Annotated in this window: 15 protein-coding genes and 2 pseudogenes; 12 read left to right on the top strand and 5 right to left on the bottom strand. The window is 63.3% G+C overall.

Going from position 1 to position 20,290, the window contains the following annotated elements; genetic code table 11:
- The first annotated feature begins 87 nt into the window (after nucleotides 1–87).
- The 3 genes and pseudogenes from HYG81_RS22600 to HYG81_RS22610 all read left to right on the top strand — a co-directional run.
- Nucleotides 88–915 carry an undecaprenyl-diphosphate phosphatase gene (locus HYG81_RS22600; RefSeq protein WP_180841942.1) on the top strand — a complete coding sequence of 276 codons (828 nt, stop codon included), beginning with the start codon at nucleotides 88–90 and terminating at the stop codon, nucleotides 913–915.
- 128 nt (nucleotides 916–1,043) lie between these two features.
- Nucleotides 1,044–1,238 (top strand): hypothetical protein, encoded by a 195-nt coding sequence (locus tag HYG81_RS22605; RefSeq protein WP_226777513.1) that lies wholly within the window; start codon nucleotides 1,044–1,046, stop codon nucleotides 1,236–1,238.
- 166 nt (nucleotides 1,239–1,404) lie between these two features.
- Nucleotides 1,405–1,521, top strand: a pseudogene (locus tag HYG81_RS22610) (DUF955 domain-containing protein); the annotation flags it as partial.
- Between the two features lie 127 nt (nucleotides 1,522–1,648).
- On the opposite strand, the gene HYG81_RS22615 reads toward HYG81_RS22610, so the two are convergent.
- Together HYG81_RS22615 and HYG81_RS22620 are read right to left on the bottom strand one after the other, a co-directional pair.
- The gene (locus HYG81_RS22615) at nucleotides 1,649–2,185 is read right to left on the bottom strand and encodes a hypothetical protein (protein ID WP_226777514.1); all 537 of its coding nucleotides are present in this window, start codon (nucleotides 2,183–2,185) and stop codon (nucleotides 1,649–1,651) included.
- A gap of 24 nt (nucleotides 2,186–2,209) precedes the next feature.
- Nucleotides 2,210–2,845, bottom strand: a pseudogene (locus HYG81_RS22620) (IS6 family transposase).
- A gap of 805 nt (nucleotides 2,846–3,650) precedes the next feature.
- Between HYG81_RS22620 and HYG81_RS22625 the strand changes: the two are divergent.
- Both HYG81_RS22625 and HYG81_RS22630 read left to right on the top strand, forming a co-directional pair.
- On the top strand, nucleotides 3,651–5,828 hold the full coding sequence (locus HYG81_RS22625; protein WP_226376020.1) for an Ig-like domain repeat protein: 2,178 nt from the start codon (nucleotides 3,651–3,653) through the stop codon (nucleotides 5,826–5,828).
- Between the two features lie 89 nt (nucleotides 5,829–5,917).
- A complete protein-coding gene (locus HYG81_RS22630; RefSeq protein WP_180841944.1) occupies nucleotides 5,918–6,973 on the top strand; it encodes a DUF1616 domain-containing protein in 1,056 nt (351 codons plus the stop codon).
- A gap of 83 nt (nucleotides 6,974–7,056) precedes the next feature.
- Here the strand turns inward: HYG81_RS22630 and HYG81_RS22635 are convergent, their stop codons facing one another.
- From HYG81_RS22635 to HYG81_RS22645, 3 genes are all read right to left on the bottom strand, one after another.
- Nucleotides 7,057–7,980: an alkaline phosphatase family protein gene (locus HYG81_RS22635; RefSeq protein WP_180841945.1), complete on the bottom strand. Its 924-nt coding sequence runs from the start codon at nucleotides 7,978–7,980 to the stop codon at nucleotides 7,057–7,059.
- Nucleotides 7,981–8,112: 132 nt separating this feature from the next.
- Nucleotides 8,113–9,885, bottom strand: a complete 1,773-nt coding sequence (locus HYG81_RS22640; protein ID WP_180841946.1) for a hypothetical protein — start codon at nucleotides 9,883–9,885, stop codon at nucleotides 8,113–8,115.
- Entirely contained in the window at nucleotides 9,872–10,963 is a 1,092-nt protein-coding gene (locus HYG81_RS22645; protein WP_180841947.1) for a glycosyltransferase family 4 protein, read from the bottom strand. The genes HYG81_RS22640 and HYG81_RS22645 overlap by 14 nt, the downstream gene beginning before the upstream one ends.
- Nucleotides 10,964–11,248: 285 nt before the next feature.
- On the opposite strand from HYG81_RS22645, the gene HYG81_RS22650 reads away from it, so the two are divergent.
- The 7 genes from HYG81_RS22650 to HYG81_RS22680 all read left to right on the top strand — a co-directional run bounded on the left by HYG81_RS22650 (nucleotide 11,249) and on the right by HYG81_RS22680 (nucleotide 20,234).
- Entirely contained in the window at nucleotides 11,249–12,691 is a 1,443-nt protein-coding gene (locus HYG81_RS22650) for an oligosaccharide flippase family protein (protein ID WP_180841948.1), read from the top strand.
- A gap of 134 nt (nucleotides 12,692–12,825) precedes the next feature.
- The gene (locus HYG81_RS22655) at nucleotides 12,826–14,061 is read left to right on the top strand and encodes a sulfatase-like hydrolase/transferase (RefSeq protein ID WP_219628710.1); all 1,236 of its coding nucleotides are present in this window, start codon (nucleotides 12,826–12,828) and stop codon (nucleotides 14,059–14,061) included.
- Between the two features lie 133 nt (nucleotides 14,062–14,194).
- Nucleotides 14,195–15,382, top strand: a complete 1,188-nt coding sequence (locus tag HYG81_RS22660) for a glycosyltransferase (protein ID WP_180841950.1) — start codon at nucleotides 14,195–14,197, stop codon at nucleotides 15,380–15,382.
- Nucleotides 15,383–15,467: 85 nt separating this feature from the next.
- Nucleotides 15,468–16,547, top strand: coding sequence for a non-hydrolyzing UDP-N-acetylglucosamine 2-epimerase (gene wecB / locus HYG81_RS22665; protein WP_180841951.1), 1,080 nt, complete (start codon nucleotides 15,468–15,470; stop codon nucleotides 16,545–16,547).
- A gap of 67 nt (nucleotides 16,548–16,614) precedes the next feature.
- A complete protein-coding gene (locus HYG81_RS22670; protein ID WP_180841952.1) occupies nucleotides 16,615–17,532 on the top strand; it encodes an NAD-dependent epimerase/dehydratase family protein in 918 nt (305 codons plus the stop codon).
- Nucleotides 17,519–18,877 (top strand): nucleotide sugar dehydrogenase, encoded by a 1,359-nt coding sequence (locus HYG81_RS22675; RefSeq protein ID WP_180841953.1) that lies wholly within the window; start codon nucleotides 17,519–17,521, stop codon nucleotides 18,875–18,877. The genes HYG81_RS22670 and HYG81_RS22675 overlap by 14 nt, the downstream gene beginning before the upstream one ends.
- A 10-nt stretch (nucleotides 18,878–18,887) precedes the next feature.
- Nucleotides 18,888–20,234: a glycosyltransferase family 4 protein gene (locus HYG81_RS22680; RefSeq protein ID WP_180841954.1), complete on the top strand. Its 1,347-nt coding sequence runs from the start codon at nucleotides 18,888–18,890 to the stop codon at nucleotides 20,232–20,234.
- Nucleotides 20,235–20,290: the final 56 nt, after the last annotated feature.

Consider the following 20,290-nt stretch of genomic DNA (forward strand, 5'->3'; position numbering starts at 1 on the left):
CGGCCGACCGAGGTGCGATTTGTCTCCCAACTCGAGCGCGGACTCGAATCGGGCTCATTTAAGTAGCCACACCCTCGCACCATCACCGTGAGCCGAATCGACCTCGTCGTCGCAATCCTCGCCGGGATCGTTCAGGGGATCGTCGAGTGGTTGCCCGTCTCGAGCCAGGGCAACCTCGCGCTGTTCCTGACGTTCGTCGGGACGGAAACCGACGTGGCGCTCCAACTGGCGCTCTTTCTACAACTCGGCACGACCCTCTCGGCGACGGTCTACTACCGCGACGACATCGCGACGGTCGTCCGCGCGGTGCCCGGTTGGCGACCCGCGACTGCCTACAGCGCTGAGAACGCCGTCGCGTCGTACGTCGTCGTCGCGACGCTGCTGACCGGGATCGTCGGGATCCCGCTGTACGTGTACGCGGTCGACCTCGCCGGCCAACTCACCGGCGGCGTCTTCATCTCGATCATCGGCGTCCTCCTGATCCTCACGGGAGCTCTCCAGCTCGCCTCGGAGTCGGTGTCGATGGGGATCCGCGACGCGCCGACGCTGCCGGATTCGATCCTGGTCGGGGCCGTTCAAGGCATTGCAATCCTACCTGGAATTTCCCGATCGGGAATCACGACGAGCGCATTGCTGTTCCGGAGCTACGATCCGCCGGCGGCGTTCCGCCTGTCCTTTCTGCTGTCGATCCCCGCGAGTCTCGGGGCGGCCGCTCTCACCGTCACGGGCGCCGGTGGTCTCCCCGGTATCGAACCGGTGCCCGCGCTGGCGGCACTCGGCGTCAGTGCGCTCGTCGGGTATCTCACCATCGACACACTCATGCGGGTCGTTGACCGCGTCCCGTTCTGGGTCGTCTGTTTCGGCCTCGGTGGGCTCGCGATCGTCGGTGGCGGGGTCGTCTCCGTCGTCGTGTGAGAGACGACGCTCCGGCTTGGACCGACATATTCTGATAAGAAGTCCGTATTTTGACGAAGAATGGCCAGAGACGGAAAGTGACTGATGGCAACTGTTAACCCAGATCCTCACACAAGGTAGTAGTGGAGATGACTGAGGATAACGAGAAACAACGGGCAGCAGCAGTCTGTGATAACTGCGGGACTGCCCACGCAGTTCACCTCGGTCCTGACGGTGAAATACGGCCGATCGGAACCGGAAAGGGGCCAGCCTGTACGTGTGGAGATGGCGACCTTCGTATCATGAGCGACGATACGACTGTTCTCGAAGATGTAGACATGTAGTCGCTGTACGGATCGGCTCAGAGGATTGTTCTGCGAGTTGGTTGTACTGACCGGTAACTACGTGTGCGAAGTAACTGCTGAGGTTCTACCAGTTTTAGACTATGTTCGGCGAGTCGTGCTGAAGAGAGGGCACGAATGCAGCACAGATAGAGAGCCGATCTGCGAACTGTTGCACGGTGACGTCGACGACGAGACCGAACGCTCGAAACGCGAACTCGAGGCCGAAGCAGTTGCCTACATCGCCGGACGGTACTTCGGGCTGGATACGAGCGGTTCGGTGTTTCGTCGACGAGATAGTCGAGGATAACTGATTGGAACTCTTAACTGGTGACAGGTTTAGCACCCTCAGCGATAAGGACGGGAGATAGAACGGTCGGCCGGCACAGAGTTCTGCGTGTTCGCTTGGGCACTCAACGGTACCCACTGACGATGAGGAAGAGTCCATAGAGGACACCGAGTACGATAAACACACCACCGCTTACCCCATAGAGCTCTCCTGAGGTATACTCGAATTGATCGCCATATCTCATTATCCCTGCAGATACCAAGAGTGTCAGCCCCGACCCGGTGAGAACTGTTGCAACGTCGAACCCGAACGGGTTCCCAATGTCAGTCATACATGATATAACGCATTGGCTATAAATAGGACTGCTGCTTGAAGGACTACTGAAGCAGACAAGAAGCACGTGTAGTGAGCAGTTGACCCTCGAACCGTCCCCTCCCGGATAGTCTTCTGGCGTCGTCACACGGAGTTCACCGTCGACCTCGTAGAAGTAGCCCCGCTCGAGGAGGCGATCAACGGCCATTTTGAACTGAAGATCGGTGAAGACATCATCGAGAACGGAATCCAGGTCAACAGTGTCAAACGGATCCCCTTGTGTTTCGATCCGCAATGAGAGTTCTATAATGAAGTGCTGGCTTTGAATGAATATATTCGTAATATTCAATCAATTTAGTCTCGACGGTCGTGTTTAGTTTGTAGAATTCTGCCGGACGACGAAGGCTTGGAGCCACGATTCTGCGGTTGATGGTCTGACGTGACTAAAACAGTTTGGGAACGAAGAGGTCCATTATTTTATATTTCTAATGATATGTTCAACAGGGTTCCGATTTCCATGTATTTCATATCGAAATCGGAGCCTGCATCGCCGGAGTGCTATCTGGAGATGTTGTGCTCCATTGAGGAGAAACACAGTGTCTTCGATGTCGTGTTTCTCGGTTAGTTCTCGAAAAAAGAGTTCAGTCAATGCGGTCGTAGTCGTCGAAAGCAGCCGTATATGGAGGACTCTGTTTGTTTCAGGATCGACTGCAGCGTACAGCCAATACTGTTGATTGTCGATCCGAACCACGGTTTCGTCGATCGCAACGTGATTCGGATTCGCGTCAGTTGCTGGCTGTAGATCAGCTTTCTGTACCCAATCGTGAACAGCCTTCCGTTATCGGTTGACTCCGAACTCCTCGAGTTCTCGAATAGTATTCGAAAGCGACAATACAGCAAGATGGAGTCGAATACTCAACTCCATCAGCTGGCGCGGTGCCCGCTCTCGCTCCACAAAACTCAAATCAATCCAGTCGCTACACCCGCTGAGGCGGTCGATTTTTGGCATGGACGCAACAAAACCGTGCCACCTCACTTTTCACGCGTAACGGAACAGTGCCCTCTGGTTCGTCCTCGATAGTGTCATGGTCATTCGATATAGATCGTCCCAAACGGGGCCGGAATTCGAGTACGTGTCCGGCCTTAATGACAAGACGGGTGCGGGTGAGATGACGCTCTGACTCCAGACGTTGAACATTGTGTATCTGACGCTAGAAGAGGCCCCAAGCCGCAAACAGCCGCAGAGATTGCGATCGGTTGTGACCTCACCGAATCACGCGTCGAAAGTGATCTTGGGTATCTGAAAAATAAGGGTCGTGTTGAGCATGTAAGGGACCAGTATCGTGCGGAGCCACCCCGATTGGAGAAAGTAACTCCTATCGTTGAGTTCCTCTTGTGGGTCCCGCGTCGGATTTCTCGTCCGTTCCACCGGGTAGCCGCGAACGCTTAACTCTATACTGAACAGCCAGTTCAATCGGAATGAGGTGAAAATAAGCAATGCACAGATTTTGGCATTCGGAACTACTGTTCAGGGGGGAGGATGTCAAAGGAGTAACGGCGTTTAGTTGTCTCCCAGGTCCCGTTTCAGCGGCCGGGACGATCGTAGATCGTGATTTATGGTCTCTTTGTCCCGCTGGAGATGCACGACCGGCACGAGGGCGTCGTCACGTGGCAGTCACGAACCTGGGAGCGGGAACGGCTCTCTCTTGTGTCCGCTCGTAATCGGGTGTACGATGTCCATACCCTACTTCGATGGCGTTCGCCGAGCGCGAACAGAACGCATAGCTATGTACCGGTAGGGTGAACGCACGGCCGTGACCGACCTGCGTGCGAGTAGCACCGTCTTCGTCGTCGCCGTACTCGTCCTTGCGAGCGGACCCGGCGGCGGCATTACAACCGCGACCGCCGCCGGGTTCGAGTCCGATTCAGTCGTCCAGACGGTACAGCCACCGCTCGCCGTTCAGGCCGACGAGAACAATGACAGCAACGTGACCACCCGGCACGCGAATCCGAGTGAGTACGACGAGTCCGGCGACCTCACGGCGCTGGAACATCGGCTGGCGACTCGCATGACCGACACGCTCGACGAGGGCGCGATCCGACTCAGAGAGGGTGAGTACGATCGCGCCGCCCGCTCCCTCGACGGTTCATACTCTGAGTTGATCGATCAGTACGACGAGATAGCGGCGGAGACCCCGAACGAAAGCCGCAGCGAACTGTTCGAACTTGCGGGCGAGAACCAACGAACCGTGATCAACACGGTCCGGGAGTACCACGAGGTCAAAGATGCGTATGAGGAGGCGCGGGCAGCCGGCAACGAAGAACGGGCGCGATCACTCGCGCGCGAACTCGAGAACCTCGCCGCGACCGCCAACGAGTCGAGCGGCGAGTTGCGCGAGAACTACGACGAACTCGAGGCCGAGACCGACCGGAACCTCTCGGAGGCCGACACCTCGATCGAGGAGGTAAACGAGGAAATTCAGGCTCAACAGACGACGATCCGCGAGACGGAGTTCGTACCGACATCGCTCACGGTCGATGCCGAGCGCGAGGAGATTTCGTTCCGCGAGCCGTTGACCGGCGTCGGACGGATACGGACGGCCGACGGGCGGCCGATCGGGGACGAGACGATCCGACTCGAGGTCGGGAACGAGTCGCTCAGGACGATGACGGACGCCGACGGGTCGTTCACGTTCGAGTACCGCCCGACCGACGATCGGTTATCGACGGAGCAACTCACCGTCGAGTACGTTCCGACCAACGGCTCGGTCTTCCTCGGGAGCGAGACGACCGTCGACATCTCGATCGAGCAGGCCGAACCGACCGTCTCGAACCTCGAGACGACGGACGAGGTCGCCTACGGCGAGACCGCGACAGTCAGCGGTGACCTCCACGTTGACGAGGTCCCTGTCGACGGCGTTTCGCTCGCGGTGACCCTCGGCGACGAGCGGCTCGGGACCGTCGAGACGACGAACGGATCGTTCGAGACGGACGTTCAGGTCCCCGCCTCGGTCGCCGCCGGCGAGCGGGAGTTGGGCGTCCGACTGAACTACGAAGACCGCGCACTCGCCCCGGTGACGGCGACGAACGACGTGACGGTCCGCGAAACCGATGCCGTGATGGACGTTTCGGCCAGTCGCCTGACCGACGAGGGACGAACGGTCGCGGTCAACGGCACCCTCGAGACGGTCGATGGGACGGGGATCGCCGGGCAACCGGTATCTCTCAGCGCGGACGGAACCACGCTCGAGACCGTGACGTCGGACCCCGACGGCTCCGTCTCCGCGACGGTGGAGATCCCCGAGGAGGCCGCGGTCGGTGACGTTCGGATCGTCGCGACGCACGACGGCTCCGGGTCGAACCTCGCGTCCGCCACCGCGGCGTCGACCGTGTCGTTCTCGGCTGCGAACCAATCGTGGATGGGGCTCCCCGCATGGGCGGTACTCGGACTGGGAGTCGGACTGCTCGCCGCGCTCGGACTCGCCGCGTTCGCATGGCGGTCACGCGCTCGCTCCTCGCAGTCGGGCGACCAGCGCGATCCCGAAGTGACGGCGGACAGGCCCGACAACCCGGACTCGAGATCCGAGCGATCGCGGACCGCGACCGCCGAATCGCTGCTCGCGCGCGGACACGACTCGCTCGCACGCGGTCGTCCCGACCGAGCCGTCGAAATGGGGTACGCGGCCGTGCGTCACGCCCTGTCCGGTCGCGTCGATACCGGCGACGCCACCGACGCGCTGACCCACTGGGAGTTCTACCGCCGCTCGGCCGATCGCGGGATCGGCGGGTCCGACGGCGACCGAGACAGCGAGTCCGGCGACTCGGAGCGCGCCCTCCTCCGCCGCGTGACCGAACACTACGAGCGAGCGACGTTCGACGTCGCGGACGTCTCGCCCGAGGAGGCCGAACACGTCCTCGAGACCGGGCGTCGGTTGTGCGATCTCACCGCGACTGACGACCGCGACCCCTCAACTGAGTCGGCCGATCGATAACGGTGTCGCGTATCGCTGTCCTTACCGCCGCGGGCGACCGGGGTTCGGACTGGCTAACTTTCAAAGTCCCCCGTCGCTAGTCGATATCGATGACAGTGTCCGGTACACTGTGGAAGTTGCTCCCGCGATCGGTCCGCGAAACGCCAGCCGACCTCGTCGCCGTCGTCGGCGTGATCGTCGCGACGAACGTGGCCGTCTTCGCACCGATCGTGAGAGAGACCGCCGTCCGAATCCCGCTCGGGCTCGCGTTCGTGCTGTTCGTTCCGGGATACGCGCTCGTCGCAGCACTCTTTCCCGAAGCCGACGATTCAGCCGGCCCCGACAGCGCGACGGACGCCGCTGAGGGTCGCGATCGGTTTCGTACCGAATCGCCGCCAACTGCGATCGGCGGACCCGAACGCGCCGTCCTCTCGCTCGGCTCGAGCGTCGCGATCGTCACACTGGCGGGGCTCGCGCTGAATTACACGCCGTGGGGAGTTCGCCTCGGCCCGGTACTGCTCGCCGTGAGCGGAGCGGCGGTCGGTGCGACGGCGATCGCCGCGGCCCGTCGGCGGGAACTCCCGCCACGAAATCGGTTTCGAGTCCCGTATCGACGGTGGATCGCCGCGAGTCGGACGGTACTACGTGGCCCCGATTCGAGAGCTGATGCAGCGTTGAACGTCTTGCTCGTCGTCACGGTCCTGTTCGCCGTCGGCGGCGTCGGATACTCGGTGGCGACGCCGTCGGGCGGCGAGCGGTTCTCCGAAGTGGCCGTTCTGACCGAGGACGACGGCGAACTCGTCACCGGCGACTACCCCTCGACTATCGGTCTCAACGAGTCCCAGGAACTCGTTTTCGAGATCGACAACGACGAACGACGGCCCGTCGACTACACCGTCGTCGTCGCTCAACAGAATCTCGACGGCGACGGGAACGAAACGGTCGTCGAACAACGCGAACTCACTCGGTTCGAGGCCCAGCTCAATCACGGCCAGACGTGGCGTTACTCTCATAACATCACGCCGGCTGCGACCGGTGATGCCGTCAGGTTCGTCTGGCTCGTGTATCTCGACGGTGACGTGCCGGCGAATCCGTCGCTCGAGAACGCCGATTACTCGACGTACCTGTGGATCGATGTCGATGACGGGGCGGTGTCGTCCGCATAGAGCGGGCTGGCTTCGCACGACCGGTTTCGGTTTCACCGTCTCATACGGGAGCCGTTGTGCTGTTTCGCACCGCTCGCGGACGCTCACGTCCGGTAGCCGAGTTCTTGTAACCGTTCTTCGACGACTGCGGAATCGCCTCGGTCGCGTGAATCGGGCGTCGAATCGGCGCAGTACTCCTTTCGGTCACCGTTTTCCCACACGAACCAGGGAACCTTCACGGTCTCTTCCATGTACACTCCCTGCGGATGCCCCCACTCCCGAATCGGGATCGGAAACGACCGCTCGCCGATAGCGTTGCCGTGGTCCGCGGTGACGACCGTCTTTCCTCGCAGTTCGGCGAGTAACTCTTCGACGGACGGGAGCGTCAAGCGAAGGTTCTCGTCGTACAACGGTCGGATATCCTCGGCGGTGAGATCCAGTTGGCCGGTGAAGACCTCGTTCCAGAACGCGGGTCGCTCGTCGTCACTGTGAAGTTGTCGCTTATCGAACGACGTCTTCGAGCCGATAAACGGATAGTGCGGCTGAATGAAGTGAACGAGGAGACGCTTTTGCGGATACTCTTCGGCGGCCGAGAGCGCGTATTCCGCGACCGTCTCGGGCAGGACGGTCTTGTACTCTTCGTCCCACCCGTCGTCCTTCCAGACGTCGATACGAGCGTGGAACTCCGCTTCCAGTTCGTCTCGATGGCGGTGAAACTGCGGGTTCGCAGTGACGTATACGGTATCGTTCAGGGTCTCGTTCGCAACGTTCGCCCGGAGAAATTCGACAGTGCTCGAGCCGCGCGAGTACCGAGAGTCGAGAGCGCCGTCCCAGTCGACGTGTCGAGCGAACGTGTCGTACCGGCACCCGTCGAGGAGTATCAGATTGTCCCAGTCTTCTCCCAATACCGCGACCCCGTTCCGATAGTGCTCGTCCCCGTGAACGAGGGTGTGATACAGCCGATTCAGGTATCTGGCAGCGTGCTCCGGAGAATCGAGAGCGCGCTGCATCATCGCGAGCGGACGCATACTCCCGTGATGACCGAAATGGGGCAAAAAATCACAGGTCCGTCCGTCGAGTACGGCACCCCTACGAACACGCTCCCATGAGCAGAACACCGTGTACCCGATGCGAGGCGAACTGGCCGAACCGGGACACCGTCACTGACGATCGGCCGGGTCAATCACCCAGAGTTCCGTCTCCCCGTTCTCGTAGACTTTGTTCGCTGCTCGATCGTCCGCTAACCGGGCGTGCTCGGATTCGGTGTACGCGCTTTCGGACCCGTTGTACGGGGCTCGTCGGTCGTGTTCCGTCAGGAACAGGTACTGGGGATACGTTTCGAAGGCGTCCCCCAACCGGTCGTCGTCGTCACCGTACCCAAGCGACGGCGGTGGCTCCGTTTCGGTCCCGCCGCCTCGGAACGGCTGAACGTCTCGTTCGGTCGCGCTACGGTAGCCGAGCGAGTACCAAGCGATATCTCGAGACGTGCTATACGACGCGGTCTCGTACTTGCCGGTCGCCGTCTCGATGGTGTGTGCCGCTCCCGATGCTTCGGAGTGCGTGAGGTGGTTGTGATCCGTGTAGAGACCGCCGACCGCGAGGAACGTGACCAGCAACACGAGGAGAACGCCGATAGCGCCGACGTGTGCGAACCCGCGGCGCTGTTCCCGTCCGTACCGCCGCGATAGGAGAAGGCCGACCGCGAGCGTCATCGCGAGTATCAGATATCGGAACCCCCGAGTCGGGCTCATCGTGAAGTAAAAAACCAATACGATGGCGATCCCGCCGCCGGCGATCAACTGGACGGCGATGTCCAGGTCGCGTCGCTTCGCAGTTCGGTTCGCGACGGCGACGGTGACGGCGACGAAGAACAGACCCGAGAGGAGCGCGTAGACGGCTATCGAACCGTACATCTCGAGGAATTGCACGACCAGTTCGGTCGGCTTCAGCCCCATCGCTTCGGCTTGCTGTGCCTCGGCCGCCGATTTCCGCGTGCGGAGCGCCGGAGCGATAAACTGGACCAAATTGGTCCCGAGCCGCTCGAACCGTGTATACCACGCCGAAAACCCGACGAGAACGAAGAGGAATACCGTCGCGGTCCGTCGATCCGTCGTCGGTGTCGTGCGACGAACCATCCGCGTAAGCCGCGGTGAGACCGTATACGCAACGATGAGGACGGCGACTAACAGGGTCGTGATCGGATGGAAAAAGAGAACGAACGAGGCGAAGACGAGCGAGAGGGCGGTAAATCGCCGCTGCTCTCTCGCACCGCGATGTGACTCCAGCAGATAGAGGAATACCGGAGCAACGAAAAACGAGAGGACGGACGGATGGAGGCTCAGATGGAATCGTCCGAACAGCAACGGGAGCGCACAACCGATCAGGACGATCGATTCCGTTGAGTCGGACGCGACGCGGTCGGCGTAGAGCGACACGAAGCCGAGATACATGCCGAAAAAGAGGAGCGGGACGAGATACCTGCCCTGCTCGAGGGAGATTCCGAACTGCTCGAGAACGGCGAGCAGGATGTGAATCACGGGATACCAGTTATCAGGGCTTATGAACCCAGTGTTCACGATCGTTCGCGCTTCACCGAGATGAAACAGGACGTCCGAGTTGCCGCGGCCGTAGAGCGCGTAGCCGCGGAACAGCGGCAAGCAGAACAGGAGGAGATACGAAACGAAGAGCGGGATCAGGAACTTCCACCAGTAGCGTTTGCGCTCGGAGGTGGCGTCCACGAATATCCCGAGCAACGAACTGACGGCGACGGCTCCGAAGAGTTCCATCGAGTACGCCGAAGTGACTGACGTCTCGTACCCCGATGCCGGTGGCGTCGAGAGGACGTGGATAACCGAGGCGAGCGAGAGGACGAGTGAGAGTCCGAGCAGGAGCCGCTGGAGCCGCCCCTCTCGGATCGCGCTATACCCGCGCATGGATCTCTCCAATCGCGTCGACGAGTTCCGTGGCGATCGCTTCTGCGGTGTTCTCCCGACGAACGCGTTCGATCGACTGCGTGCCGATCCGTCTGCTCACGTCCGGCCGTTCGAAGAGGTGTTCGAGTGGCTCCCGTATCGAGCCCTCGGTAGACGGGTCAACCAGGAACCCGGTCTCACCGTGGTCGATCTGCATCGGCATCCCGTGGGCCGGGTTCGAGATGACCGGCAGGCCCGCCGCCTGCGCTTCCAGAACGACGTTCGGGTAGCCGTCGATGTACGAGATGTACACGAACGCGTCCGAGAGTTCGTACAGCGCTTCGATATCGTTGACGTGGCCCGGCGTGTGAATGCGGTCCCTGACCGGGGGAGATGATACCTCCTCGACGTACCGTACGAGTTCGTCGTAGTACAACCCGCCTCCCGCGATGATATATGCGGTGTCGGGGTCCTCCCGGAGGAGACCGGTTATTTCGTCGACGCAGTCTCGAGCCCCTCGAAACTTCCCCTGGTATCGCAGGTTCGTGACCGTAAGGACGACGTTTTCGGCGTCGGGCGTGCACGCTGCCGTTCGCTGCTCGCCGGGCTCGAACCGGTCGACCTCGATATGCGGTGGAACGACCTTGATCCGGGATCGCGGACACGAGGTGTTCTCGTGCGTTATCTCTCGTAACTCTTCGGAGACGACGATATACCCGTCTGCCAGACGATACGTGATCGCGTTCAGAACCGTGAGACCGCGGAAACTGAGATAGCCGAAATAATCCCGCCGCCGTAACTGCTCTCGTCGCTTCTCGGTGCGTTGTCGCCACAGGTCCCCTCCGTGACGGATCACGACGGGCGTATCGTAGACCATCCCGAGAAGGATCGCGACGAATCCGACGAGGTCCGCTCCGTTCGCCAAGAGGACGTCCGGCCGCTCGCGTCTGATCGTGTGAGCACCCGTGAGCAGCATCGTCTTGTACCGGTCGAACCCGTTTCGGTCCGCGACGGAGATGTAGTCACACCTCCCGCCGAGGGTTTCGAACGGTTGTCGGAACTTCTCTGCTCGGTGGGCCGTAAATCCCAGTACGTTCATGTGTTTCGCTCCAGATTCCGCACCGGATGTCGCCACTTCGGAACCACTTGAGTACGCCGAGAGACGAGACAATTACGTTTAGTGTTTTCCCCGCATCATTCCGCGAGTACGAGTTACGGACATGATTCGATTTCGGTAGGAACGGCTTTCCGTATCAGCAGTCATCTCTATCGGCCATTTCCTTTATACCGGCGTTGCGTTACGGCCGACAGCAAAATGCCATTCCTTCGCGACCCTGTTCGGGCACCTCCCTTTGACGTCGGTAGAATGGGTATCCGGTGAACGATGAAGATCGGTCAAACCTCGCTCGTCTACTACGGGACGACGGTCGCGGCCACGGTGATCGGGTTCCTCTCGACGGTGTACTTCGCTCGAGTGCTCGGTGCGGAGAGATACGGCGTCTACACGCTGGCGATAGCGGTCGTCCTCTGGTTGAAGATAGGGGGACAGTTCGGGATCACGACCGCGGTCACGAAACGCCTTAGCGAAGGGGACGAACGGGGGGCATTCGTCGTCGCCGGTGCAGTGATGCTCGCGGTTCCGATCGCGGCGCTGTCCGCGGCGATACTCCTGTTCAGAGAACAGCTGAACGCATACGTCGGCGTGCAGGCCGCGAGCCTGATCGTGTTGCTCTTTTTCGCCAGTCTGTTCTTCGAGTTCGCTATCGCCGTGCTGAACGGGTACCGCCTCGTTCACGTCTCGGGTTTCGTCTCTCTGGGTCGAAAACTCGGTCAGGCCCTGCTACAGGTCGGACTCGTCGCCGTCGGATACGGGCTGATCGGCATGTTCGTCGGCTACGCGGTCGCCGGTCTCTGTGCCGGCGCGATCACGTTCGTTCTGTTCTCCGTGAACTACGGCATTCCGAGGCGACGTCACTTCGTCAGCGTCTTCGACTTCGCCAAATTCTCGTGGCTCGGTTCGCTCCGGGCGCGCTCGTTCAGCAACGCCGACATCCTCGTACTGGGTGCGTTCGTGCCGTCCGGGTTGATCGGTATTTACTCCGTGGCGTGGTCGATCGCCAAACTCCTCGATATCTTCGGCTCCTCGATCAAGGCCACGCTCTTCCCGGAGATGAGCAAACTCTCGGCCGAGGACGAGACGGGGACGATAGCCGACCTGGTCAACGTCTCGATCGCGTATACGGGTCTCTTTCTGATCCCCGGGCTCTGTGGAAGCGTCTTACTCGGTGATCGGATCCTAGGGATCTACGGTGACGAGTTCGCCGCCGGAGCGACCGTTATGTGGATCCTCGTCGCGGCCGTTCTCATTTACAGTTATCAGCGCCAACTGGTAAACGCCCTCAACGCCATCGACCGCCCCGACCTCTCGTTCCGAACGAACATTGCGTTCGTAGCGAGCAATATCGTACTCAACGTCGTGCTGATCTCTCTCTACGGCTGGACCGGTGCCGCGGTCGCGACCGCGCTCTCGGCCGTGATCGGGTTCGCGTTGGCAGCACATTACCTCAACGCGGAACTCCCGCTGACGATCCCGGGACGGGAAATAGCGTATCAGTGGCTGTCCGCCGGCGTGATGTCCGCCGTCGTCTACGCGGGGACCCGTCTCGAAACGAGCCGCGGGCCGTTGCTCAACGAATACGTGTCCCTCGCCGTGCTCGTCGCCGTCGGCGCTGGCGTTTATTTCCTCTGTCTGTTCGTTCAATCGTCCCGGTTCCGATCGACTGTGCGGCGGAACGTTCCGCTGGATACGAGCGGAATACCGCTCTAGGACCGGTTTCCTCCGGTGTCCGTGTCGCGGCCTCCGACCGAGTATTCAGTCAGATACCCATACAACCGATTTCCAATGGAGATAAGGGACACATTTCACCGAAGCTTTCGTTACGGAGCGGATGATACGGGGCGATGATGTCATCCAGCCGTACGCTCGAGCGGGCCCTCGAGTCGCTCGATGTCGAGAACGTATTCGTCTACGTCGGCGATGCCGTGCGATGGGACGCCGTGCCCGATCGGGTGACCGACCGGGCGGCCACGGTGCGGTCGGTAAGCGCCTCGACGCACAGCCCGAGTTCGTTCGCCTCGCTCGCGACCGGCCGCTACCCGACGACTCACGGGGTCGTGACGTTCAACCACCGACTGTCGGCCGACGCCTTCCGACTGTTCGACGTTCCGGGACGCGAGACGCGCTTCGTTAACTCGATCTTCGCGTACGCCGAACGGGAACACGGCAACGCCGTCGACCCGATCCACACCGTCCTCGGCGTCGAGCCGCCGGCCGTCGACGACCCGCTCGAGGGCCTCGAGTCGCCGTTCGTCGCGATGGAGCGGGGGCCTGGCGGCCACGCGCCGTACGGCGACTTCTCGGGGACCGCATCGGACTACTTCCGGCGGCGGCGAGCGGCCGACACGGCGACCCTCCGGGAGGAGTATCGGCGGAGCGTCGAACTGGACGCGGAACTCTTCTCCGAGCGGCTGCGTCGCCTCGAGAAGACGGGGCGTCTCGATGACACGCTCGTCGTCTACACCTCGGACCACGGCGAGTTGCTCGGCGAAGGCGGCGAACTCGGGCACAGCTCGCCGATGCGGCCCGAACTTGTCTACGTGCCGACGGCGCTGTTCCATCCGGACCTGCCGACGACCGCGGTCGACGATGCCGTGTTCCACCACGCCGACCTGCTCCCGACGGTCCTCGACGTGCTCGGCGTCGAGGAGCCGAGCGACCGGGCGCAGTTCGACGGCAGATCGGCGGTGCGGTCGCTCACGAACGAGCCCCGACCCTGCACGTACGAGAACCGGGTGCTGCCGTCGTCGCTGCCGTTCGGCTCCGGATCGCTCCACTACGAGGGCCTCTGGGACGCCGACGGGGGCTACGCGTTCGCCCGGACGTCGCTTCCCGAGCGGCTGCTCGTCCTCGCCGGGAAGACGGTCGCGAGCGCGAAGCGGGGGTACGTCCGCCGGAACCTCCCGACTGCGGTCGGCGCGTACGCCGACGGCGGCGCGAGTCGCTACGGCGAGCCGTCGTTCTCCGAACGCGAGGCGGAGCAACGGCTCGAGCGGCTGGCGGAAGGCGCCGTCGCCGGTGAACAGGTGTCGCTCTCGGACGGGGCCGAACAGCGGCTCCGCGATCTCGGATATACGTAAGCCGTCCGCCTCGAGTCGGCATAGCGTCGCCTTACGGCCGTCTCTCGTGGCGTCGACTGGACGTAGGTGCCGAGTTCTCTCGCGGCCCGTCGGTACGTTTTATGCTGGTTCGGATCGAACGCACCGAGCACGAATGCGGGTTCTCAATAGCCTCGCCGACCCTCGCGTGGGCGGTCCCCAGCGCCGGTCGCTGGCCGTCGCGGAGGGACTGCGCGACCGCGGTATCGAGACGGTGTTTCACCTGCCGGACGGCGACGACGCGTTCGAACGAATGGCAGCCGACCGCGGCTTCGAGGTCGTCCGACCCGGTCCGCCGCAGTTACGGCCACCCCGGAACGTGCTCGCGAACGCGCGCTTTGCCGCCCGGCTGCTCCCGTCGATCGCCCGGCTCGCGGCGGCGATCGAGCGCCGGGATATCGACGTGGTCCACGCGAGCATGACGCTCTCGTTCCCGGCCGCCATCGCCGCCCGACGCACGGACACGCCGCTGGCTTGGTTCTTCAACGATACCGGTACCCCGCGACCGCTCGCCCGCGGGATGGCCTGCCTCGCTCGAGCCACCGCGGACGAGATCGCGCTCGCCGCGGACGCGGTCGGCGACTACTTCTTCGACGGGCAGGTCCGGTCGCGGACGGTGTACCCGCCGGTCGACGTGGCCGAGTTCGATCCGACGACGGTGGCGGCCGGCGAGCGGTCGCTCCGCGAGGAGTTGGGAGTCGCCGAGAGCGTGCCGATCGTCGGCACCGTCGGCAACGTCAACCCGGTCAAGGGCCACGAGTACTTGCTTCGGGCGATCGCGCGCGTTCGCGATCGAATCGGCCCGGTCGTCGTACCCATCGTCGGGAAGGTACTCGAGTCGCGACGGGGGTACGCCGAGCGATTGGGGCGGCTCCGGTCCCGGCTGGACCTCGAGGAGACCGTGCGATTCCTCGGGCACCGATCGGACGTGCCGCGACTCCTCTCGTCGTTCGACGTGTTCGTCCTGCCCTCGGTGACGGAGGCGTGCCCGATCGCCGTACTGGAGGCCATGGCGATGGAGTCGGGAATCGTCGCGACGCGCGTCGGCGGCGTTCCGGAGCAACTCGAGGACGGGACGCACGGATGGGTCGTTCCCCCGGCCGATCCGGCGGCGCTCGCGGGCGCGATCTGCGACGCGCTCGACGCTCCCGCGGAACGGCGTCGACGGGGCGAGGCGGCTCGAAACCGCGCCGAAACGCTGTTTTCAGTGGATCACTGTGTCGACCGCCACCGCGAGATGTACGAGGCGGCCCGCGGGAGCGAGACCGCTCCCACGGTCAGTCGAGCGGTAGGGACTCGGTAGGGACGTTCGATAGAGCGGGAGCGCGGCGAAGCACCTCATTACTCACTGAGGATTCTTTACGGTCGACGTGATACCGCGGCAACACATGGCTGCCCCCAGAATCGCGTTCGTGCTGGGAACGCGTCCGGAGATCATCAAACTCTCGCCGCTCATTCGGGCGTGCGACGATCGAGACGTTCCGTACGTCGTCGTCCACACCGGACAACACTACTCGGACTCGCTCGATACCGTCTTCTTCGAGCAACTCGAGTTACCGACGCCGACGCACAACCTCGAGGTCGGCTCGGACGATCACGGCGCACAGACGGCCGAGATGATCCGCGGTATCGAATCGATCCTCACCGAGACGCGGCCGGACCACGTGATCGTCCACGGTGACACGAACTCGGCGCTGGCCGGCGCGATCGCGGCGAGCAAACTCGAGCCCTCGCTCGCCCACATCGAGGCAGGGCTGCGGAGCTTCGACCGGTCCATGCCCGAGGAGATCAATCGGGTGTTAGCCGATCACGTGTCGAACTACCGCTTCGCGCCGACCGACGAGTCGGCCCGGCTGCTCGCGGCGGAGGGGATCGACGACGAGCGCGTCGTCGTCACCGGGAACACGATCGTCGACGCCGTCTCGCAGCACCGCGACCTCGCGACCCGGAAGAGCACGGTCCTCGAGGACCGCGACCTCGAGTCCGGCGAGTTCTACCTGCTCACTGCCCACCGGGCGGAGAACGTCGACGATCCTGACCGCTTCACGGGCATCCTCGCGGGCGTCGGCGAGTTTGCGGACCGGACCGACCGCGAGGTCGTCTACCCGATTCACCCGCGAGCGCGAGAGAACCTCGAGGAACTCGGCCGATCGGTCCCCGATCCGATCCGGCTCGTCCCCCCGCTCGATTTCCTCGACTTCCTGACCCTCGAAGATCACGCGCGGCTCGCGATCACGGACTCCGGCGGCGTCCAGGAGGAGACGTGTATCCTGGGGACGCCGTGTCTCACGGTCCGCGACAACACCGAACGGCCGGAGACGATCGATATCGGCGCGAACCGCTTGGTCGGTACCGACCGGACAGCGATCGTCGAGGGAGCCGAGGCGATGGTCGATCGCGACGGGGCGTGGCCGAACCCGTTCGGGGACGGCACCGCCGCGGACCGGATTTTGGAGACCCTACTGTAACATATCGGCCCGTTTCGCCACGCCAACCGCCGCAAGGTAATTACCACCGCTTGTAGAGCGTGAGAACATGGCATCAGTGCTCGTAATCGGAGGACTGGGAGCGATCGGCGCACCGTTGACAGACGAACTCGAAAGACGCGGTCACGACGTCTGGGTGGCCGACCTCCCCTGGAACGAACGCGACCGGTACTATCGCTGTGACGTCAGCGAGTACCGCCAACTCGAGCGGGTCTTCGAGGATCGCGAGTTCGACTACGTCTACCACCTCGGCGCGGAGTTCGGCCGGAAGAACGGCGAGGACTTCTACGAGACCATGTGGCAGTCGAACGCGGTCGGCACGAAGAACGTGTGTCGGCTGCAGGCCGAACACGACTTCCGACTGATCTTCTCCTCGAGCAGCGAGGTGTACGGCGATTACGACGACGTGATGGAGGAGTCCGTTCCGCTCGAGGAGGGCCCGCGCCAGTTGAACGACTACGCGATCTCGAAGTGGGTCAACGAGCAACAGATCATGAACGCGGCCGACCGGCACGGCACCGAGTCCGTCCGGGTCCGGTTTTTCAATACGTACGGGCCGGGCGAGAAGTACAGTGAGTATCGGAGCGTCGTCTGCAAGTTCTGCTACCGGGCGCTGCACGACCTGCCGTACCACGTCTACGAGGATCACCACCGCTCGTTCACGTACATCGACGACACCGTACGCACGCTCGCGAACGTCATCGACTCCTTCCGCCCCGGGGAGGTGTACAACATTGCCGGCGAGGAGTACTACGATATCAAGGAGCTCTCGGACATGGTGCTGGGCTACCTCGGCAAGGACGACGAGCAGGTCGAGTACCGAGGGACCGAGACGCACAACACGCTCAACAAGAAAGCCAGCGTCGAGAAGGCGAAACGCGACCTCGATCACGAACAGCGCGTCTCCCTCGAGGAAGGGATTCCGCGGACGATCGACTGGATGCGTGAGTACTATGACCTCAAGTGAGCCGCGGCCCGAGCGGACGCGGTCGGCGCGATCCGCAGACAGTGGCAGTGGCGGTAGCGACGGAGATCGTGGCAATCGCGGTGACCGCGATACCCGCAACGCCTGCGACGACCCGGCGATCGAGCCGATCGAGGACGTGGTCGTCGTCGGCACCGGGTTCGTCGGCCTGCCGCTGGCGCTGTTGCTCGCGAACAACGGCAAGCGAGTCGTCGGGGTCGACATCGACGGGGGCCTCGTCCGGGAGATCAACGACGGGACCCTGAACCTCGACGAGGACGAATTGCAAGCGCTGCTGGCGACCGACGCGGTCGAGCGAAACCTCGAGGCGCGGACCGAGCCGACCGACGGCGACGCGTTCGTCATCTCGGTCCCGACGCCGCTGACCGAGCCGAACAAGAGCCCAGACCTCTCGGCGCTCGAGGCGGCCCTCGAGTCGATCCGGCCGTATCTCGAGCCGGGCGACATCGTGAACGTGGAGTCGACGGTGCCACCGCTAACCTGCGAGGAGACAGTCGTGCCTTTCCTCGAGGACGCCGGGCTCGAGCCGGGCGAGGATATTCAGCTCGCACACTCACCGGAGCGGATCCTCCCGGGAAACGTCTTCGATGAACTCGTCACTAACGACCGCATCATCGGCGGGATCGACGAGCGGAGCCGGCGACGCGCCGCGGCGATCTACGAGCCGTTCCTCGAGGGTGACGTCTACTATACCGACCTGCTGTCGGCCGAACTCTGCAAGCTCATGGAGAACACGTACCGGGATGTCAACGTCGCGCTCGCGAACGAGTTCGCGCTGATCGGGGAGGAACTCGACGTCGCCATGAGCGAAGTGATCGACCTCGCGAACAACCACCCGCGGGTCGACATCCTCCGGCCGGGGATCGGCGTCGGCGGTCACTGCCTCCCGATCGATCCGTGGTTCCTGAACGAGGTCGATCCGGAGCACACGAACCTCATCACGACCGCGCGCCGGATCAACGACAAGATGCCGGCCGTCGCCGCGCGCAAGATCCGCCGGGCGCTCGCCCCGCTCGCGGACCCGACGGTCGTCGCGCTCGGGGCCGCGTACAAACCGGGCGTCGACGACCGTCGAAATAGCCCCGCGACGCAGATCGTGACCGACGTTCGCGAGGACGGCTACCGCGTTCGCCACTACGACCGTCACGTCGACGCGCTGGCCTACGACGAATTACGCTCGGTCCTCGAGCGCGAGTCGCCCGACGTGGTCGTCCAACTGGTCCCCCACGAGGAGACGGTGGCCGCCCTCGAGGAGCACCGCTCGTGGTTCGACGACGCGGGCGTCGAGCTGCTTCAGTTCGGCGTCGAGAACCCGATCGAACCCTGATTCACTACGCATGTCAGCATCAACAGCATCCTCGAGTCGGAGCCGCGCCCGCGACGAGAGCGCCGCGGACGCAGACGCCGAGGGCGATACCGACGAGTCGTCCGTCTTGGTCGTCTCGCAACTGTTCCCGCCGGAGTCGATGGCCGGCGCACACCGGTGGGAGAAGCTCCTCCGGAACACGCCCGAGGCCATCGAATCCCGCGTCGTCTGTCCCCAGCCGTCCGTCCCCGTCGGGGAGTTCGAGCGCCGCTATCGCCCGTGGTCGACCGATCGGATCGGCGGCGTTCCCGTCACGCGCCTGTTCACCTATCAGCCCGTCGACGATCGGACGGACCTCGAGCGGATCCTGAACCACGTCATCTTCTCGGTGCTCGCGACCGTCTACGTGCTCGTCCACGGCCGCAAGTACGATTGCGTGGTCGTCCAGATCGGCCCGCACACGACGCTCGTTCCCGGCCTCGCGGCGCTGGCGACCGGGCGCGGGCTCGTCGTCGACGTCTACGACCGCTGGCTCAAGAATGCGGTCGATTTCGGGTTCACCGACGAACGGTCGCTCGTCTACCGGCTGCTGCGGTGGATGGAGTGGGTCGCTATCGAGCGGTGCGACCGACTCATCGCCCTCACGCCGACGATGGCAGCACAGTACCGGTCAGAGTACGATATCGACGAGGACAGGATCGAGACGGTTCCGTTCGGCGTCGACGACGACCTCTTCGACCCGTCGATCGCGACCGACGAGGAGCCGCGGATCATTTACACGGGGAAGTTAGGCGAGGGGCAGGCCTTCGAGCCGTTTCTGCGCGGATTTCGACGCGCCGAGATCGAGCACGACCTCGTCGTCTACGGCTTCGGCGAACGCCGGGAGGAACTCGAGGCGCTCAGTTCGCGGTTGGATAGCGACGACCGCGTCCGGATCAACGGGCCGGTCCCTCGCGAGGAGATTCCGGGGCTGGTCGCGTCGTCGGCGATTAGTCTGGTGCCGCTGAAGACCGAACATGCGCTCGATTACGCGCGACCGACGAAATTCCTCGAGACGATGGCCGTTGGGACGCCGTACGTCGCGAGCGCCGTCGCGGAAATCGAGTCCGTCACCGAAGAATCCAGTGCCGGACTCGCCGTCGAGAACGATCCGGACGCCGTCGCGACGGCGCTCCGCGAGCTCGCCGCCGACCCGGACCGGCGCCGATCGATGGGCGAACGGGGCGTCGCGTTCGTCGACCGGCAGCACCGGTGGGACGAACTCGGCGACCGGGTCGGGGACCTCCTCTCGGACGTCGCCCGCGAGCGCGAGGTCGCGGGGTCCGGGCTCCGCGCCCGGTTCGGTCGGCTCGCAACGGCCGCCGGCTTCCGTCGGTAACCGGCTCGGATTCGGCCTCCGTGTCTGCAGCGACGACCGATCTGACCCGGCCGAGA

The sequence above is a fragment of the Natrinema zhouii genome (assembly GCF_013456555.2).
In the GTDB taxonomy this organism is placed as follows: Archaea; Halobacteriota; Halobacteria; order Halobacteriales; family Natrialbaceae; genus Natrinema; species Natrinema zhouii.